14 protein-coding genes are annotated in these 17,359 nt (G+C 71.4%); 6 read left to right on the top strand and 8 right to left on the bottom strand.

The genetic code is table 11. The annotated features are described in order from the left end of the window. The first annotated feature begins 26 nt into the window (after window positions 1-26). Window positions 27-2,591 (top strand): valine--tRNA ligase, encoded by a 2,565-nt coding sequence (gene valS / locus ABZS77_RS25315; protein WP_354827515.1) that lies wholly within the window; start codon window positions 27-29, stop codon window positions 2,589-2,591. A gap of 51 nt (window positions 2,592-2,642) precedes the next feature. Here the strand turns inward: valS and ABZS77_RS25320 are convergent, their stop codons facing one another. The 5 genes from ABZS77_RS25320 to ABZS77_RS25340 form a co-directional block, all read right to left on the bottom strand. Next, window positions 2,643-3,287, bottom strand: coding sequence for a hypothetical protein (locus tag ABZS77_RS25320; RefSeq protein WP_354827518.1), 645 nt, complete (start codon window positions 3,285-3,287; stop codon window positions 2,643-2,645). Between the two features lie 90 nt (window positions 3,288-3,377). Then, on the bottom strand, window positions 3,378-4,088 hold the full coding sequence (locus ABZS77_RS25325; protein WP_354827521.1) for an ABC transporter permease subunit: 711 nt from the start codon (window positions 4,086-4,088) through the stop codon (window positions 3,378-3,380). Between the two features lie 4 nt (window positions 4,089-4,092). Further along, complete coding sequence (locus ABZS77_RS25330; RefSeq protein WP_354827524.1) at window positions 4,093-5,004, bottom strand: ABC transporter ATP-binding protein; 912 nt, start codon at window positions 5,002-5,004, stop codon at window positions 4,093-4,095. Then, the gene (locus ABZS77_RS25335) at window positions 5,004-5,909 is read right to left on the bottom strand and encodes an ABC transporter permease (RefSeq protein WP_354827527.1); all 906 of its coding nucleotides are present in this window, start codon (window positions 5,907-5,909) and stop codon (window positions 5,004-5,006) included. Before ABZS77_RS25335 ends, ABZS77_RS25330 begins: the two co-directional genes overlap by 1 nt. Next, window positions 5,902-6,816, bottom strand: a complete 915-nt coding sequence (locus ABZS77_RS25340) for an ABC transporter ATP-binding protein (RefSeq protein ID WP_354827530.1) — start codon at window positions 6,814-6,816, stop codon at window positions 5,902-5,904. The genes ABZS77_RS25335 and ABZS77_RS25340 overlap by 8 nt, the downstream gene beginning before the upstream one ends. Window positions 6,817-7,130: 314 nt before the next feature. On the opposite strand from ABZS77_RS25340, the gene cysC reads away from it, so the two are divergent. The 3 genes from cysC (at window position 7,131) to galT (ending at window position 10,668) form a co-directional block, all read left to right on the top strand. Continuing rightward, window positions 7,131-8,660, top strand: coding sequence for an adenylyl-sulfate kinase (cysC, locus tag ABZS77_RS25345; RefSeq protein WP_354827533.1), 1,530 nt, complete (start codon window positions 7,131-7,133; stop codon window positions 8,658-8,660). Window positions 8,661-8,773: 113 nt separating this feature from the next. Next, the gene (locus ABZS77_RS25350) at window positions 8,774-9,598 is read left to right on the top strand and encodes a DeoR/GlpR family DNA-binding transcription regulator (RefSeq protein ID WP_354827536.1); all 825 of its coding nucleotides are present in this window, start codon (window positions 8,774-8,776) and stop codon (window positions 9,596-9,598) included. Continuing rightward, entirely contained in the window at window positions 9,595-10,668 is a 1,074-nt protein-coding gene (gene galT / locus ABZS77_RS25355; RefSeq protein WP_354827540.1) for a galactose-1-phosphate uridylyltransferase, read from the top strand. Before ABZS77_RS25350 ends, galT begins: the two co-directional genes overlap by 4 nt. A gap of 276 nt (window positions 10,669-10,944) precedes the next feature. Here galT and ABZS77_RS25360 read toward each other — a convergent pair whose 3' ends face one another. Further along, window positions 10,945-12,159, bottom strand: a complete 1,215-nt coding sequence (locus tag ABZS77_RS25360) for an NADP-dependent isocitrate dehydrogenase (RefSeq protein ID WP_354827543.1) — start codon at window positions 12,157-12,159, stop codon at window positions 10,945-10,947. 137 nt (window positions 12,160-12,296) lie between these two features. On the opposite strand from ABZS77_RS25360, the gene ABZS77_RS25365 reads away from it, so the two are divergent. Beyond that, window positions 12,297-13,109 carry an MBL fold metallo-hydrolase gene (locus ABZS77_RS25365; RefSeq protein ID WP_354827545.1) on the top strand — a complete coding sequence of 271 codons (813 nt, stop codon included), beginning with the start codon at window positions 12,297-12,299 and terminating at the stop codon, window positions 13,107-13,109. 133 nt (window positions 13,110-13,242) lie between these two features. Here the strand turns inward: ABZS77_RS25365 and ABZS77_RS25370 are convergent, their stop codons facing one another. Both ABZS77_RS25370 and ABZS77_RS25375 read right to left on the bottom strand, forming a co-directional pair. After that, on the bottom strand, window positions 13,243-14,193 hold the full coding sequence (locus tag ABZS77_RS25370) for a malate dehydrogenase (protein WP_354827548.1): 951 nt from the start codon (window positions 14,191-14,193) through the stop codon (window positions 13,243-13,245). Window positions 14,194-14,321: 128 nt separating this feature from the next. Then, window positions 14,322-15,182: a bifunctional methylenetetrahydrofolate dehydrogenase/methenyltetrahydrofolate cyclohydrolase gene (locus ABZS77_RS25375; RefSeq protein WP_354827551.1), complete on the bottom strand. Its 861-nt coding sequence runs from the start codon at window positions 15,180-15,182 to the stop codon at window positions 14,322-14,324. Between the two features lie 448 nt (window positions 15,183-15,630). On the opposite strand from ABZS77_RS25375, the gene ABZS77_RS25380 reads away from it, so the two are divergent. Further along, window positions 15,631-17,232 (top strand): ABC transporter substrate-binding protein, encoded by a 1,602-nt coding sequence (locus tag ABZS77_RS25380; RefSeq protein ID WP_354827553.1) that lies wholly within the window; start codon window positions 15,631-15,633, stop codon window positions 17,230-17,232. The last annotated feature ends 127 nt before the right edge of the window (window positions 17,233-17,359 follow it).

Raw genomic sequence — 17,359 nt, forward strand, 5'->3', positions numbered from 1 at the left:
CCCCTGGTGATGCCTACGATCGCAGGATGACCGACACGGCGAGAACGGCCCGCGCCGGTGTCCCCGACCGTCCGACCCTGGACGGGCTCGAGGAGACCTGGGCGCGCCGCTGGCAGGAGGACGGCACGTACGCGTTCGACCGCGCGAAGCAGCGGGCCGACGTGTACGCCATCGACACCCCGCCACCGACCGTATCGGGCGAGCTGCACATGGGGCACGTCTTCTCGTACACGCACACCGACACCGTCGCGCGGTACCAGCGGATGCGCGGCAAGGCCGTCTTCTACCCGATGGGCTGGGATGACAACGGTCTGCCCACCGAGCGTCGCGTGCAGAACGTGTACGGGGTGCGCTGCGATCCGGCGCTGCCGTACGACCCGGTGTGGCGGGCACCGGCGACGCCCGTCGACGAGGCGGCACGCCGTGACCCCACCCCGCTCTCCCGGCGCAACTTCATCGAGCTGTGCGAGCGGCTGACGGTCGCCGACGAGCAGGTCTTCGAGGCGCTCTGGCGGCGGCTCGGGCTGTCGGTGGACTGGTCGTTGACGTACACGACGATCGGCCGGGTGGCCCGCGCCACCAGCCAGCGGGCGTTCGTGCGTAACCTGCTGCGCGGCGAGGCGTACCAGGCGGAGGCGCCGACCCTGTGGGACGTCGGGTTCGCCACCGCGGTGGCGCAGGCGGAACTGGAGGACCGGGAGCGGCCCGGCGCGTACCACCGACTGCGGTTCACCGCCCCCGGCGGGCGTGAGGTGGTCATCGACACCACCCGACCGGAGCTGCTGCCGGCCTGCGTGGCGCTGGTCTGCCACCCGGACGACGAGCGGTACGCCGACCTGGTGGGCGGCACGGCACGCAGCCCGCTGTTCGGCGTCGACGTGCCGGTGCACGCCCATCCGCTCGCCGACCCGGCCAAGGGCACCGGCATCGCGATGGTCTGCACGTTCGGCGACCTCGCCGACGTGACCTGGTGGCGTGAGCTGAGGCTGGACACCCGGGTGGTGATCGGTCGGGACGGCCGCCTGCTGCCCGAACCACCGGCCGGGGTGCCGGCCGAGCCGTACGCGGCGCTGGCCGGGCAGACCGTCAACGCGGCCCGCCGCGAGATCGTCGGGATGCTTGCCGACGCGGGTGACCTGATCGGTGAGCCGCGCCCGATCACCCACCCGGTGAAGTTCTACGAGCGGGGCGACCGGCCACTGGAGATCGTCTCGACCCGGCAGTGGTACCTGCGCAACGGCGGTCGGGACGCCGAGCTGCGGGCGACGCTGCTGGCCCGGGGCGCGGAACTGCACTGGGTGCCGGCGCACATGAAGCACCGCTACGACAACTGGGTGGGCGGCCTGACCGGCGACTGGCTGGTCAGCCGGCAGCGCTTCTTCGGGGTGCCCGTGCCGGTGTGGTACCGGCTCGACGACGCTGGCGAGCCGGACTGGTCCCACCCTCTCACGCCCGACGAGGCGGCGCTCCCGGTCGACCCGTCGAGCGACCCGGCGCCCGGCTACGACGAGTCCCAGCGCGGCCGGCCGGGAGGCTTCATCGGCGACCCCGACGTGCTGGACACCTGGGCCACCTCGTCGCTGACCCCGCAGATCGTCGGCGGGTGGGAGACCGACCCGGACCTGTTCGCCCGGGTCTTCCCGATGGACCTCCGCCCGCAGGGGCAGGAGATCATCCGGACCTGGCTCTTCGACAGCGTGATCCGCTCGCACTTCGAGCACGGGGTGCTGCCCTGGCGGGACACCGTGCTGTCGGGCTGGATCCTCGACCCCGACCACAAGAAGATGGCCAAGTCCAAGGGCAACGTGGTGACCCCGCTGGCGCTGCTCGAGCAGCACGGCTCGGACGCGGTGCGGTACTGGGCGGCCAGCGGCAAACCCGGCACCGACCTGGCGTTCGACCCGGCGCAGATCAAGGTCGGCCGGCGACTGGCCACCAAACTGCTCAACGCGTCGCGGTTCGCGCTCGGGCTGGGCGCGGCGGACGCGCTGCGCGCCCCGGCGACGGCCCCGCTGGACCGGGCCATGCTCGCCGAACTGTCCACCGTCGTCACCACGGCCAGCACCGCGTTCGACGCGTACGACCACACGACCGCGTTGCAGGTGACCGAGGCGTTCTTCTGGCGGTTCTGCGACGACTACATCGAACTGGTCAAGGAACGCGCGTACGGCACCGGAGCGGCCGCCGACTCGGCACGGGCGGCGTTGGCGGCGGCGCTGTCGGTGCAGCTGCGACTGTTCGCGCCGGTGCTGCCGTACGTCACCGAGGAGGTCTGGTCGTGGTGGCGGTACGGCTCGGTGCACCGGGCGCCGTGGCCCACCACGTACGAGGTGGCCCGGACGATCGAGGGGACGGGTGAGCCGGCGCTGCTGCGGCTCGCCGGTGACGCGTTGAGTCAGGTGCGACGGGCCAAGTCGGAGCGGAAGCTGTCGATGAAGGCCGAGGTGCCGCTGGCCGAGGCGCTCGGCCCGGCGGCGCTGCTGGAGCAGCTCACCCTGGTCGCCGACGACCTGCGGGCGGCCGGCCGGATCGGCAAGCTCGACCTGCTGCCGGACCGCACCCCGGAACTCGTCATCGCCTGCGCCTTCTGACGACCGCCGTCCGCCGCCGCCCACCCCCCGGGGGCGGCGGCGGACGGGGAGTCACCAGCCGCGCAGGAACCGCAGACCGAGCAGGATCGCGACCACGGCAGGGCCGACCAGCAGGGTGATCGCCTGGAGCCGGTACGGCATCCGGTGCCGGGTCAGCTCCACCGCGTTGCCCAGCACTATCGCTCCCGCCAGCATGAGGAACGCACCCCACCAGCCCGTCTCCAGGCGGATCAGCTCCACCCGGATCAGCAGCAGGGTCAGGCCGAGCAGCGCGCCGGTGAGCGCGAGTAACGCCACCGCCCGGTGCAGGCCACGGGCCAGCGGATGGGCCGCCCGCCAGCCGTACGTGCCGGCGACCGCCAGGCAGGGCAGCATCACCAGCAGCGGCCATCCCCGACTCATCACGCCGAACATCAGCAGCGCGCCCACCGCGAACACCAGGGTGCCGACGCAGGCGACGACGTACCCGGCGAAGGCCCGACCACCACCCCGGGCCAGCAGCGGGCCGCCGCTGGCGGCGATCAACGCGGCCGGGATCAGGATGAAACCGGCCCACCAGTGGAACCGTCCGCTGCCCTGGGCGGCAGTCGCGACCGTGGCGCAGGCCAGCCCGGCGACCGCCAGGCTGGTCAGCCAGGGCCTGCTGCTCCGCGAGTACGGGTCAGCCAACGACATCCGCTCCGCTTCGACGCTCACGCCCACAAGCGTGGCCCGCCGCGCCCCGGACCGTCCATCCGGCCAGCACTACCGGCGGACGGTGGCTGGCCGGAGCAGCGACGCGCACCCTCAGCTCGTCTCACCGGCCACGCTGAACGAGCGCAGACGGTCGATGGCCAGCACGGTGAAGCCGATGCTGACCAGTGCGGTCATCACCGACGCCACAGGTACCGAGACGGTGGTCTCCAGCAGCCCGGTGGGGGCGATCCGGTCGGCAAGCGCGATCACGTACTGCTGGATGGAGAGCACCTTGGTGCCGCTGACGAAGTTGCCCAGCAGCCCCTCCCAGATCAGCACGTAGACCAGGCCGAGCAGCACCGGCCGGCGGGTGACGAGGCTCAGTGCGAGGAACAGCGCCGAGTACGCCAGCGCGCCGAGCGCCGCCGCTCCCGCGAGCGCCAGGCCGAGGCGTACCGAATCGGCGAGCACGCCCGCGACGTAGAGCGGCACCGCGACGGTGGCCGCGGCGACACCGGCGGCCACCCCGAGCTTGGGCAGCACGATCTGCCAGCGCGGCAGCGGCTTGGTCAGGATGTGCACCACGGTGCCGTCGTCGATCTCGGCGCCCAGCACACCCGTGCCGACGATCAACGCGACGACCGGCAGCACCACGGCCAGGCCGAGGCCCACCAGGACCGGAGGCGCCCACTGCCCCGGGTCCACCCCGAGGGACCGGCAGAGCACAGCCAACCCGAGCAGCACCAGCGGCAGTGGAAGCAGCAGCAGGAACCGACGCCGGCCGAACAGGCCGCGCGCGGTGATCCAGGTAATGGTCGACATGGTCTCAGGCCTCCACCAGGTAGGAGAAGACGCTCTCCAGGGATTCGTCGGACGGCACCAGCTGGCGCACCCGGATGCCCCGGTCCAGGGCGATCCGGGGCAGCGCCCGGGTGAAGGCGCCGTAGTCGCCGGCGCGCACCGTCAGACCGGTGCGGTCCAACTCGACGCCGCTCACCGACTCCTCGGCGATCAGTGCGACGGCCAGCGCCCGGTCGTCGGTGGAGCGCACCGCGAAGACGTGCGGACGGTTGGTCATCAGCCGGCGGATGGTCCGGAAGTCGCCGGACGCGGCCAGCCGCCCGGCCACCATCACCTGCACCGTGCCGGAGACCTGCTCGACCTCCTCCAGGATGTGCGAGCTGAACAGGATCGTCCGGCCGGCGTCACCCAGGGTGTGCAGCAGCTGCATCATGTGCAGCCGCTGGCGCGGGTCCATCCCGTTGAACGGCTCGTCGAGCAGCAGCACCTGCGGCTCGTGCACCAGCGCGGCGGCCACCCGGGCCCGCTGCCGCATGCCCTTGGAGTACGTGCCGATGCGGCGGTCCTGCGCCGACTCCAGCTCCACCAGGTCGATCGCGCGCCGGGCGGCCGCCGCCGGGTCCGCCAGCCGGTGCAGCTTCGCGCTGGCCAGCACGAACTCGTACGCGGTCAGGAAGCCCTGCACCGCCTCCCGTTCGCTGACCAGCCCCAGCCGCCGGTAGACGTCGGGGTTGCGCCAGGTCGGCTCGTCGTCGAGGGTGACCGTGCCGCGCGACGGGGAGAGGAAGCCGGCCATCATGTGCAGCAGCGTGGTCTTGCCGGCGCCGTTCGGGCCGAGCAGACCTGTCACGCCCGGCCCCAGGGTCATGCTGATGTCGTTGACGGCGACCACGTTGCCGTACCACCGGGACACCCCGGTCAGGCTCAGCGTGCTCATCAGGAGGCGACCTTCCGGTAGCGGGCCAGCAGGAGGGCGGTCGCGCCGGCGACGAGCAGCACCGCGGCCAGGGCGTAGACCGGACCGAAACCGCCGATCGTCATCTCGCCCGGGTCGCCCTCGACCAGGAGGTCGCCGAGCGACCAGATGCCGACGCCCTGCACCAGGGTGGAGGGGGAGGCGAGCCCGGCCAGCTCGTTTGCCGCCTGCGACGGCAGGATGCTCAGCACGCCCACGATCGGCGTGGTCATCAGGAAGACGGCGACCACACCGCCGGCGGCGAAGGCCCGCTTGCCGGTCAGCGACGCGACAAGCAGCCCGATCGAGGCGAAGACCACCGCCCAGAGACCGGCGTAGAGCAGGCCGGACAGCAGGTCCAGCAGCTCGTTCCAGACCCCGCGCATGCCGTCCTTGGTGGTGAACGCGGCACCCAGGAACATCAGCAGCTGCGGCCCACCGAGCAGCAGCCAGAGGGCGGTCACCAGCGCCAGCAGCTTGGCCAGGGCGTAGTCGGTGCGGGGCAGCGGTCGGGAGAAGTACAGCGGCAGCACCCCGCTGCGCAGGTCCCGGGAGACCAGCTCCGGCGCGGCCACCGCGACGAAGAAGATGACCAGCCAGCTCATCGCATCGGCGAACTGCGCGTACGTGGCGACCGGCTCGCCGATCTGGCTGCGTACCGCCGCCAGGGCCACCGCGACCAGGGCGACGATCCCGACCACCAGCCACGGGAAGATCTTGGCCTTGACGCTGCGTCCGAACCCGAACGTGGTGCGCAGCCCGTGCAGGTAGAGAGCGCCGAGGACGTGCCGCCGGCCCAGCCTCGGGCCCTGGTAGCGCTGGTAGCCGATGTCGTGGATGACGCCGGTCGGCGCGGAGCGCGCGGCGGCGGCGGACGGCTCAGGCATGGGTGAGCTCCCTCGTTGCGAAGAGTTCGGCCACCCGGTGCCGACGCTGGTCCAGTCGGTGCAGCGGCAGGTCCAGTTCGGCGACCGCGCCGAGGATCAGGTCGTAGGTGCCGTCGTCGGCGAGCGGTACGAGGAGCAGCCGGCCCTCGCGCGCCACCGGCAGGTCCAGTGCGGTCAGCCGGGCGGCCAACTCCTCGGTGCCCTCGCTGACCTCCACGGCGAGCACGTCGGTGGCGGAGGTCATCGCGGAGATGTGGTCGGCGCGCAGCAACCGGCCGCCGTCGATGGCGACGAGCGTGTCGCAGATCCGTTCCACCTCGCCGAGCAGGTGCGAGCAGACCAGCACGGAGATGCCGAACTCGGTGCCGATGCGGTGCACCAACGCCAGCATGGCGTCCCGGCCGGCCGGGTCCAGGCCGTTCGTCGGCTCGTCGAGCAGCAGCAGGTCGGGGTCGTGCACCAGCGCCTGGGCGAGCTTCACGCGCTGCTTCATGCCCGTGGAGTAGCCGCCGACCGGTCGGTACCGCTCCTCGTACAGCCCGACGTGGCGGAGCGCCTCGGAGGCCCGCTCGCGTGCGGCGGTGCGGGGCAGGCCGCTCATCCGGCCGAGGTGGGTGACCAGCTCGGCGGCGGACAGGTCCGGCGGGAGGCAGTCGTGCTCGGGCATGTAGCCGACGCGGGCGCGGACCGCCGCGGGGTCCGCGGTCGGATCGATGCCGAGGACCGAGACCTGACCGCTGGTCGGGGCGATGAGGCCGAGCAGGATCTTGATCAGTGTGGACTTGCCGGCGCCGTTCGCGCCCACCAGGCCGATGATCCCGGGCTCGACGGCGACGGTGAGGTCGGTCAGCGCGGTGACCCTGCCTCCGTACGTCTTGGTGAGCGACTGGGTCGCTATCAGTGTCACGCTGCCCAGCGTAGGGAGTCGATGCGCACCGGAGACACCGGCGCGCCCCCGGTACCTCCCTGATCCTTGCGCGGTGGACCCCTAGGGTCCGTCGCCAGGCGTGTCGGAGCGTTCACGCCGGTCGCATGTTCGGCCGGACCCCGACTGGGGAAAGTCCTCCGGAAGGTGACACCATTCACTTCCCGTTCGCCGGGCAGTGTCTCGGTGGCCTGCCGGGCCGACGGCGCCCGCCCGTCCCGGTCGTGGAGTGGCGCCCTCGACCGATCGGCGGTCGGCTGCGAAACTGTGTGCCGGTCAGCGAGTGGGGGGTGTGGATGAGCAACGGCTGGGTGCTGCCCGACGAGGTGCTCCGGGGCGCGCCGGCGTACACGCCGCGTCCCGGTGAGCTGGCGGATCTTGAGCTGCTGCTGACCGGCGCGTACGCCCCCCTGACGGGTTTCATGACCCGCGCCGACCTCGTGTCGGTCAGCCGGCGCGGCCGGTTGGCCGACGGCACCCCGTGGCAGGTCGCGGTCACCCTCCAGGTGCCGACGGCACTGGCCCAGGGCTTCGATCCGCGCGACCCGGCCCGCCGGGCGCTGGTGCTGACCGACGGCGAGGGCGCCCCGGTCGCCGGCCTGGACGTGGCGGACGTCTGGCCGGTGCGCGACGGCGTGGCGGGAGTCGGCGGTCAGGTCCGGCGGCTGGGCGACGGCGGCCACGGCCCGTTCCAGCGGCTGCGCCGCAGCCCGGAGGAGGTGCGCGCGCTGCTGCCCCCGGGTCGGGTGCTCGGCGTGATCGCCGACCGGCCCCTGCACCGGCCGCAGCTCGCCCAGATCGCGCACGCCGCCCGCACCCTGGCCGCGCACCTGCTGGTGATGATCCCGGTCGGCGAGGGCGGTGTCGGCGGGCTCACCCCCGAGGCGCTGGTGCGGTCCGTCTTCGCCGCACGGGACCGGATGCCGCCCGCCACCCTGGTGGCGGTACCCCTGTCGCACCGGCGGGAGGAGATCGACGACGCGCTGCTGCGCGCCCGGGTCTCCGCCGCGTACGGCGTCACGCACCTGCTCTCCACCGGGGAGATGCTCTCCGGCGCCGGGCTGCGGGTGCTGGTGCCGCGCGAGCTGGCGTACGACAACCGGGACGGGCAGTGGCGGTGGCGGGAGGACATCCCGCCGCGCAACCGCCGTCTCGCGCTGACCCAGGCGGAGATCGACGACCTGCTCGACCGTGGTTTCCCGCTGCCGGAGTGGCACACACCGCCGGCGGTGGCGAAGGAACTGGCGAAGGCCCGGCCGGCGCGTCGGCACCGTGGCCTGGTGGTCTTCCTGACCGGGTTGTCCGGCTCCGGCAAGTCGACTGTGGCCCGTGGGCTGACGGACGCGCTGCGCGAGAGCGGCGAGCGGACGGTGACCCTGCTGGACGGGGATGTGGTGCGCCGGGAGCTGTCCGCCGGGTTGGGCTACAGCAAGGCCGACCGGGATCTCAACGTCCGGCGGATCGGCTGGGTGGCTGCGGAGATCGCGCGGCACCGGGGGGTGGCGGTCTGCTGCCCCATCGCCCCGTACGCGGCGGCCCGCGCCACGGCCCGGGAGATGGCGCTGACCGCCGGGGCGGGTTTCGTGCTGGTGCACGTCGCCACCCCGCTCGAGGTGTGCGAGCAGCGGGACCGCAAGGGCCTGTACGCGCGGGCCCGCGCCGGCCTGCTCACCGGCATGACCGGCATCGACGACCCGTACGAGGTGCCGACCGACGCCGAGCTGGTGCTGGACACCACCGACGTGAGCGTGCCGGAGGCGGTGGAGGCCGTGTTGCAGCACCTGACGGAGACCGGCTGGGTGGAGTTGAAGATCCCGTCGAGCTGAGGCGTCGTCGGACCCCCGTTTCTTCCGCCGGTACCCACCACGCGCTAGTGTTCATCTTTGTTGGAACACGTTCGACCGCGTGAGAGTACGTGGGGACCGGGGAGGCACGGCGAATGCTCGCTCAGCAGCGGCAGACGGCCATCCTGGAACGGGTCCGGTCCGCCGGCGGCGTCCGGGTGACCGACCTGGCCACCGAGTTCGGCGTCTCCGACATGACCATCCGGCGCGACCTGGAGGCGCTGCACGAGCGCGGCCTGCTGGCCAAGGTGCACGGCGGCGCGACGGCCGCCGGCCCCAGTTCGACCGACGAGCCGGGCTTCCACGCCAAGTCGGTCCGCCAACTGCCGGAGAAGGCGGCCATCGCCGACCGGGCCGCGCAGCTCGTCCGGCCCGGCGCGGCCGTCGCGCTGTCCGCCGGCACCACCACCGCCGAACTGGCCCGCAGGCTGGTGGACGTCCCCGGGCTGACCGTGGTGACCAACTCGCTGCCGGTGGCCGAGATCCTGCACGGCGGCGGTCGACCCGACCAGACGGTCGTGCTCACCGGCGGCGTACGCACACCGTCGGACGCGCTGGTCGGCCCGCTGGCCGTCGACGCCATCCGGACGTTGCACCTGGATCTGCTCTTCCTGGGCGTACACGGCATCACCGAACGGGCCGGCTTCACCACCCCGAACCTGATGGAGGCGGAGACCGACCGGGCGCTGGTGGCGGCGGCGGACCGGCTGGTGGTGCTCGCCGACCACACCAAGTGGGGCACGGTGGGCATCTCATCGATCGTCGGACTCGCGGCGGCACACGTACTGGTCAGCGACGAGGCGTTGCCCACGCCGGCGCGACGGGTACTCGGCGAACAGGTGGGTGAGTTGATCATCGTGAAGGCGACGGGGGCCGGACGTGCGACGCGCACGCCGACGAGTGAGGGGACGGCGCCGTGAAGCGCACCGCGATCGACCTGGCCGACGGCCGGGAGCTGATCTACTTCGACGAGCGCGACGACGCCGTACGCGACCAGCCGGACCGCCGGGACCTGCCACCGCCGCCGCCCGCCTCCCAGCTGCGCTACGACCCGCTGACCGACGAGTGGGTCGCGGTGGCCGTGCACCGGCAGACCCGCACCTTCCTCCCGCCGGCGAACGAGTGCCCGCTGGACCCGTCGGTCGGTGACCGGTTGACCGAGATCCCCGCTCCCGACTACGACGTTGTCGTCTTCGAGAACCGGTTCCCGTCGCTGAGCGGCCGGGTGGCCGACGAGCCCGGGGAGATCACCCCGTTCACGCCGGTACGCCCCGGACTGGGCCGGTGCGAGGTGGTCTGCTTCACCTCGGACCACAACGCCTCCTTCGCCAGCCTCCCCCCGCGCCGGGTCCGCACCGTGCTGGACGCCCTCGCCGACCGGACCGAGGTGCTGGGTGAGCTGCCCGGGGTGGAGCAGGTGTTCTGCTTCGAGAACCGGGGCGTCGAGATCGGCGTCACGCTGCACCACCCGCACGGGCAGATCTACGCGTACCCCTTCGTGACGCCGCGCACCCGGGCGCTGCTGGCCGCGGCGCGGCGGCACGCCGAACGGACCGGCGGCAACCTGTACGCGGACGTGCTGGCCGCCGAACGGGCCTCCGGCGAGCGGGTGGTCACCGAGAACGAGCACTGGACGGCGTACGTCCCGGCGGCGGCCCGCTGGCCGTTCGAGGTGCACGTGGCACCACGCCGGGTGGTGCCGGACATCCCGGCGCTCAGCGACAGCGAGCGGGACGCCTTCGGACCGCTCTACCTGGATCTGCTGCGCCGCTTCGACGGGTTGTTCGACATGCCGATGCCGTACATCTCGGCGTGGCACCAGGCGCCGGTGCGGGTCGACCGGGAGCTGGGGCACCTGCACCTGCAGCTGTTCAGCATCCGGCGGGCCACGGACAAGCTGAAGTACCTGGCGGGCTCGGAGTCCGGGATGGGTGTCTTCATCAACGACATCTCTCCGGAGCGGGCCGCCGAGTTGCTGCGCGCCGCCTGAGAAGGGCGGGGAACAGGGCGCGGGGGGCCCGGGACAGGGCCCCCCGCAGGGAAGGGACGGCTGGCTGTGCACGACACAGCCGGGAAGGCTGGCTGATCGGCAGGCATTGCCGCGAGGCGACCGAAGTCAACCTTCCTGGACGCGACTGGCATCTCGTCCACCCTGCTCAACGAGGAGCGGGCGAGGGCGGTGACGCCGGCGGCCGTGTCGAGCACTGGACACGCCGGAGCCCGCCGACAGGTGCCGACGGGCTCCGGTGCTGTGGTATCTGCCAGCTCAGGCGAGCTTGCGGGCCAGGTTCTCGTCGAGCGCGTTCATGAACTCGTCGGTGGTCAGCCACGGGGCGTCGCGCGAGATGAGCAGCGCGAGGTCCTTGGTCATCTGGCCGCCCTCGACCGTGTCGACGATGACCTGCTCCAGGGTGTTGGCGAACTCGGTGACCGCCGGGGTGCCGTCCAGCTTGCCCCGGTGGGCGAGGCCACGGGTCCAGGCGTAGATCGACGCGATCGGGTTCGTCGACGTCTTCTCGCCCTTCTGGTACTGCCGGTAGTGCCGGGTGACAGTGCCGTGCGCGGCCTCGGCCTCGACGGTACGACCGTCCGGGGAGAGCAGGACGGAGGTCATCAGGCCCAGCGAGCCGAAGCCCTGCGCGACGGTGTCGGACTGCACGTCACCGTCGTAGTTCTTGCAGGCCCAGACGTAGCCACCCTCCCACTTGAGCGCGGCGGCGACCATGTCGTCGATGAGCCGGTGCTCGTAGGTGATGCCGGCGGCGTCGAACTCGGCCTTGAACTCGGTCTCGAACACCTCGGCGAAGATGTCCTTGAACCGGCCGTCGTACGCCTTGAGGATGGTGTTCTTGGTGGACAGGTAGACCGGGTAGTTGCGGTCCAGCCCGTACCGGAACGAGGCGCGGGCGAAGTCCCGGATCGACTCGTCGTAGTTGTACATGCCCATGGCGATGCCGCCGCCGGGGAAGTTGGCGACCTCCATCTCCATGGGGGCGCCGCCGTCGGCCGGGGTGTAGGTGATGGTCACCGTGCCCGGGCCGGGGACGACGAAGTCGGTGGCCTTGTACTGGTCACCGTGGGCGTGCCGGCCGATGATGATCGGCTTGGTCCAGCCGGGGACCAGCCGCGGCACGTTGGACATGATGATCGGCTCGCGGAAGACGACGCCGCCGAGGATGTTGCGGATGGTGCCGTTCGGCGACCGCCACATCTTCTTCAGGCCGAACTCCTCGACCCGGGCCTCGTCCGGGGTGATGGTCGCGCACTTGACGCCGACGCCGTGCTCCTTGATGGCGTTGGCGGCGTCGACGGTGACCTGGTCGTCGGTCTCGTCGCGGTGCTGGATCGACAGGTCGTAGTAGTGCAGGTCGACGTCGAGGTAGGGCAGGATCAGCTGCTCCCGGATCTGCTTCCAGATGATCCGGGTCATCTCGTCGCCGTCGAGCTCCACGACCGGGTTGTTTACCTTGATCTTCGCCATCGGCCGGCGCTCCTCTCGGGGGACACGTGCTCAAGCAGTACGAGCGTACTGCAATCGGGCCGGCAGCCCCCAGCCGGCCTCGACGGCCGGCGGAAAGCGGGCTGCACGGCACAGCATTTCCCTGACACCATCACCCGATGCCTCTGAGCCGCACCTTCGGGTCTATCACGGTCACCGCGCTCACCGACGGGGAGGGTGCCTTCTTCCAGCCCCGCGCCGAGGCGTTCCCCCAGGCCACAGCGGCGCACTGGCGGGAGGCGGACCGGCGCGACCCCGGCTCGGTGACCGCCGACGGGCAGTGGTGGCTGCCGTTCCGCAGCTTCGCGATCCGCGTCGACGACGGGCCGGTCACGCTCGTCGACGCCGGCATCGGGCCGGCGGACTCCCTGGCCGCGACCTGGGCGCCGGTGCCCGGCCGGCTGCCCGCCGAGCTGGCCGCCGCGGGCATCGACCCGGCGGACGTCGACACGGTCGTCCTCACCCACCTGCACACCGACCACATCGGCTGGGCGGTCACCGGCACGCCCGGGCGGCCGTACTTCCCGAACGCGAGCTACCTGGTGCAGCGGGCCGAACTCGACGCGGCGGAGACACTCAACCCCCGACTGCCGGCGGGCCTCGTCGCGCCGTTGCGCGCCGCCGGCCAGCTGCGGGTGGTCGACGGCGAGACGACCCTCACCCCGGCGGTACGACTGCTGCCCACTCCGGGGCACACCCCCGGCCACCAGTCGGTGCTGCTGACCGGGGCCGACGATCGCGTGCTGTTCACCGGTGACCTGCTGGTCCACGCCGTGCAGCTCGTCGACCCCGACCTGGCGTACGCCCACGAGGTGGATCCGGACGAAGCACGCGCCTCCCGCCTGACCGCCCTCAGCGCCCACTCCCCCACCGTCCTGGCCACCCCCCACCTGGCAGAACCGTTCACGCCCCACCCCACCCCGTCGGGGTGATCAAGAGGTTTGCGTCACCACGGCCGGGTTTCCTGACGCAAACCTCTTGATCATCAGGGGTGGGATGGGGTGGGACGCGAAGGGCCCGCCGGCGGTGCCGGCGGGCCCTTCGCGGTGGTCTGGTTCCGGGAAACTACATGCTGGAGATGTCGGCCTGCTTGGCGCGGACGGCCTCGGCGGCCTCCAGGAGGCTGGCGCGCTCGTCGGCGTCCAGCTCGGTCTCGACGACCCGCTTGACGCCCTCGGCGCCGATCTCGGCCTCCACACCCAGGTAGACACCGGCGATGCCGTACTCGCCGTCGACCCAGGCGCAGACCGGCATGGTCTCGCCGGAGTCCTCGGCGACGGCCTTCGCCATCCGGGCCGCGGCGGCGGACGGGGCGTAGTACGCCGAGCCGGTCTTGAGCAGCGCCACGACCTCGGCGCCACCGTTGCGGGTCTTGACGACCAGCTCCTCGATCTGCTCGGCCGGCATCGCGTCGCGCAGCGGCTTGCCGTTGACAGTGCTCTTCGAGGGCACCGGCACCATGGTGTCGCCGTGCGAGCCCAGGGTCAGCGTGCGGACCGACGCCACCGGTACGTTCAGCGCCTCGGCCACGAAGTTGGTGAACCGGGCGGTGTCGAGCATGCCGGCCTGGCCGAGCACCCGGTTCTTCGGGAACTGGGTGGCGAGCTGGGCCAGCGCGGTCATCTCGTCCAGCGGGTTGGAGACCACGATGACGACGGCGTTCGGGGCGTACTTGGCGACGTTCTCGGCCACCTGCCGCACGATCTTGGCGTTGGTCTCCAGCAGGTCCATCCGGCTCATGCCGGGCTTGCGCGGCAGACCAGCGGTGATCACGACGACGTCGGAGCCCTCGATGGCCTCGTAGCCCTCACCGTTCGGGCCGGTGGTCACGCCGACCACCTTGGTCTCGAAGCCCTCGATGGCCCGCGACTGGTTGAGGTCGAGCGCGAGACCCGCGGGCTTGCCCTCCACGATGTCGGTGATCACAACGGTGTCGAAGACGTCGTACTCGGCCAGGCGCTGTGCGGTGGTGGAGCCGTAGAAGCCAGCCCCGACGACAGTGACCTTCTTACCCATGGTCGTCCCACTCCCTGATACCAGTCGGTTTTCCGGACCGTATCAGTCATCGTGGCACCGATCAGGTCAGGGGCGGCGGCCATCGCCGGGATGGGGCGAACGTCACGGCCATCCCGTTCCGGCGCGGGTCAGCCGCGCTCGGCGCGCTCGACCACGTTGGTGAGCAGCATGGCCCGGGTCATCGGGCCGACGCCGCCGGGCATCGGGACCAGCGCGCCGGCCGTCTCGGCGACCTCCGGGTCCACGTCGCCGGTGTAGCGGCCCTTGCCGTCCGACCCGATCACGCGGGTGATGCCGACGTCGACGACTACCGCACCCGGGTTGATCATGTCGGCGGTGAGCAGACCCGGTACGCCTGCCGCGACGATGACGATGTCGGCGGCACGGGTGTGCGAGGCGAGGTCGAGCGTGCCAGTGTGGCAGAGGGTCACCGTGGCGTTCTCGCTGCGCCGGGTGAGCAGCAGGCCGAGCGGACGGCCGACGGTGTTGCCCCGGCCGACCACGGCGACGGTGGCGCCGCGCAGCGCGACGTCGTGGCGGCGGAGCAGTTCGACGATGCCGCGCGGGGTGCAGGGCAGCGGGCCGTCGTAGCCGAGGACGAGCCGGCCGAGGTTGACCGGGTGCAGGCCGTCGGCGTCCTTGTCCGGGTCGATCAGTTCGAGCACCCGCTGGGTGTCCAGGTGGGCGGGCAGCGGCAGCTGGACGATGTAGCCGTGGCACGCCGGGTCGGCGTTCAGCTCGGCCAGCACGTCGTCGACCTGCTGCTGGGTGGCGTCGGCGGGCAGCTCCCGGCGGATCGAGGCGATCCCCACCTCGGCGCAGTCGCGGTGCTTGCCGTTGACGTACGCCTGGCTGCCCGGATCCGCGCCGACCAGGACCGTGCCCAGTCCCGGGGTGATACCGCGTTCCGCGAGTGCCTTCACGCGAATCCGCAGCTCGTCCTTGATCTCCGCTGCGGTCGCCTTGCCGTCCAGAACCGTCGCCGTCACGGTCAGATCGTCTCACGGCCGCCGCACGCCGTTCGGGTGACCTCGCGTCGACCGGCTCGCAGGCACTCCGCTCGCACCGCCGTTAGTAACGATGAGTTACGTGTCGCTCATCACTGTGAGTGACATTCTGTGGATCGCGTCACCGGCGAACCGGCCCACGTCGCCACGCCGGGCCGATAACGGACGGCGCACCGAGACGGATCGAGTTCGGCGCAGACAGGCACTCCGCCCACCCTCCGGTCCGACGAAGGACCAGCTCTAGGCCCATTTTCCGGTTTGGGGTACCACGCGCAGGGGCGGCCGGCAAGCGAAGCGTCCTCGGACTGTTACCCGCCCGCAACCCCGTCGTTGTCGAGTGCCACCACCTCGACCTACCGTTACCGCTTGTTGCGCAGCGTAAACCCAGCGTCGGGCATGACTGCGCAGCGTGAGGAGATGAGGAGGCTCTATGCGAGTTCGTAGACTCGCCGCCTGGACCGCCCTCCCGCTCGCGGTGACGCTGGGCCTCGCGGCCTGCGGCAGCGGCGGAGACGGTGGATCCGGTGGCAGCGACAGTTCGGCGGTCAGCATCCAGATCGGCGAGCCGAAGCACCTGGTTCCCACCAACACCACCGAGACGTCGGGCGCACAGGTGCTCACCGGCCTGTTCAGCCCGCTCGTCGACTACGACGCCCAGAACAAGCCGTACGAGGTCGCCGCCGAGTCGATCACCTCGTCCGACAACAAGGTCTGGACGGTCAAGCTCAAGGACGGGTTCACCTTCCACAACGGTGAGAAGGTCACGTCCGAGGACTACATCAACGCCTGGAACTACGGCGCGTACGCCCCCAACGGCCAGGACAGCAACTACTTCTTCGAGAAGATCGCTGGCTACCCGGACCTGCAGGGCAAGGAGCCGAAGGCCAAGGAGATGTCCGGCCTGAAGAAGGTCGACGACCTCACCTTCACCGTGACGCTCGCCGAGCCGTACATCGACTTCCGGACGATGCTCGGCTACACCGCGTTCTACCCGATGCCGGACGCCGCGTTCTCGGCTCCGGGCGTGCTGAAGGACTCCTACGAGCAGGCGCCGATCGGGCAGGGCCCCTTCAAGATGAAGGGCGAGTGGCAGCACGACAGCAAGATCGACGTCGAGCGCTACGACGCGTTCCCGGGTGAGAAGCCCAAGGTGAAGAACATCGAGTTCCGGATCTACCAGCAGCTCACCGCGGCGTACGCGGACGTCCTGGCGGACAACCTGGACGTGCTGCCGACGATCCCGACCGAGAGCCTGAGCACCGCGCCGACCGACCTGGGCGACCGGTACCAGACCAGCCCGATGTCGTCGTTCCAGTTCCTCGCGTTCCCGACGTTCGACAAGGACTACAGCAGCCCGGACGTGCGCAAGGCGATCTCGATGGCGATCGACCGTGACGAGATCACCAAGTCGGTCTTCAAGGGCTCGCAGGATCCCGCCCGTTCGTTCGTCTCGCCGGTGCTGCCGGGCTACCGGGACAACACCGCGGGCAAGGCCGGCGAGTTCAACCCGACCGAGGCCAAGAAGCTCTACCAGGCCGCCGGCGGCCCGGCGAAGATCGTCATCTCCTACAACGGCGACGGCGGTCACAAGGACTGGGTCGACGCCACGGTCAACCAGCTCAAGGCCAACCTGGGTGTGGACGCCGTCGGCGTGGCCGAGCCGAAGTTCGCCGACCTGCTGACCAAGGTCGAGAAGAAGACGCCGGTGGGTGCGTTCCGGATGGGTTGGGTCATGGACTACCCGACCATGGAGGACTACCTCGGCCCGCTGTACAGCACCAACGGCTCGTCGAACTACTACGGCTACAGCAACCCGGAGTTCGACAGGCTCGTCAAGGAGGGTTCCGCCGCCAAGACGCAGGACGAGGCGATCGCCAAGTACCAGCAGGCGGAGGACATCCTGGCCAAGGACATGCCGGTGATCCCGCTCCGCTTCGGCGAGAACGTGTTCGGCCACTCGTCCAAGGTCAAGAACGTGCAGATGGACCTGTTCCAGCGGGTCAACCTCGTCAAGATCGAAGCGGCCAGCTGAGCTGACCGGAGGTTGCGGGCCACCCGGGCGACGAAGCCCGGGGGGGCCCCCCCGCGCCCCCCCCCCCCCGCGCCCGCCCCGCCGCCCCCCCGGCCGGGGGGGCGGCGCGTGGGGAGTGCACACGGGG

The organism is Micromonospora sp. NPDC005298 (genome assembly GCF_040607375.1).
GTDB lineage: Bacteria > Actinomycetota > Actinomycetes > Mycobacteriales > Micromonosporaceae > Micromonospora.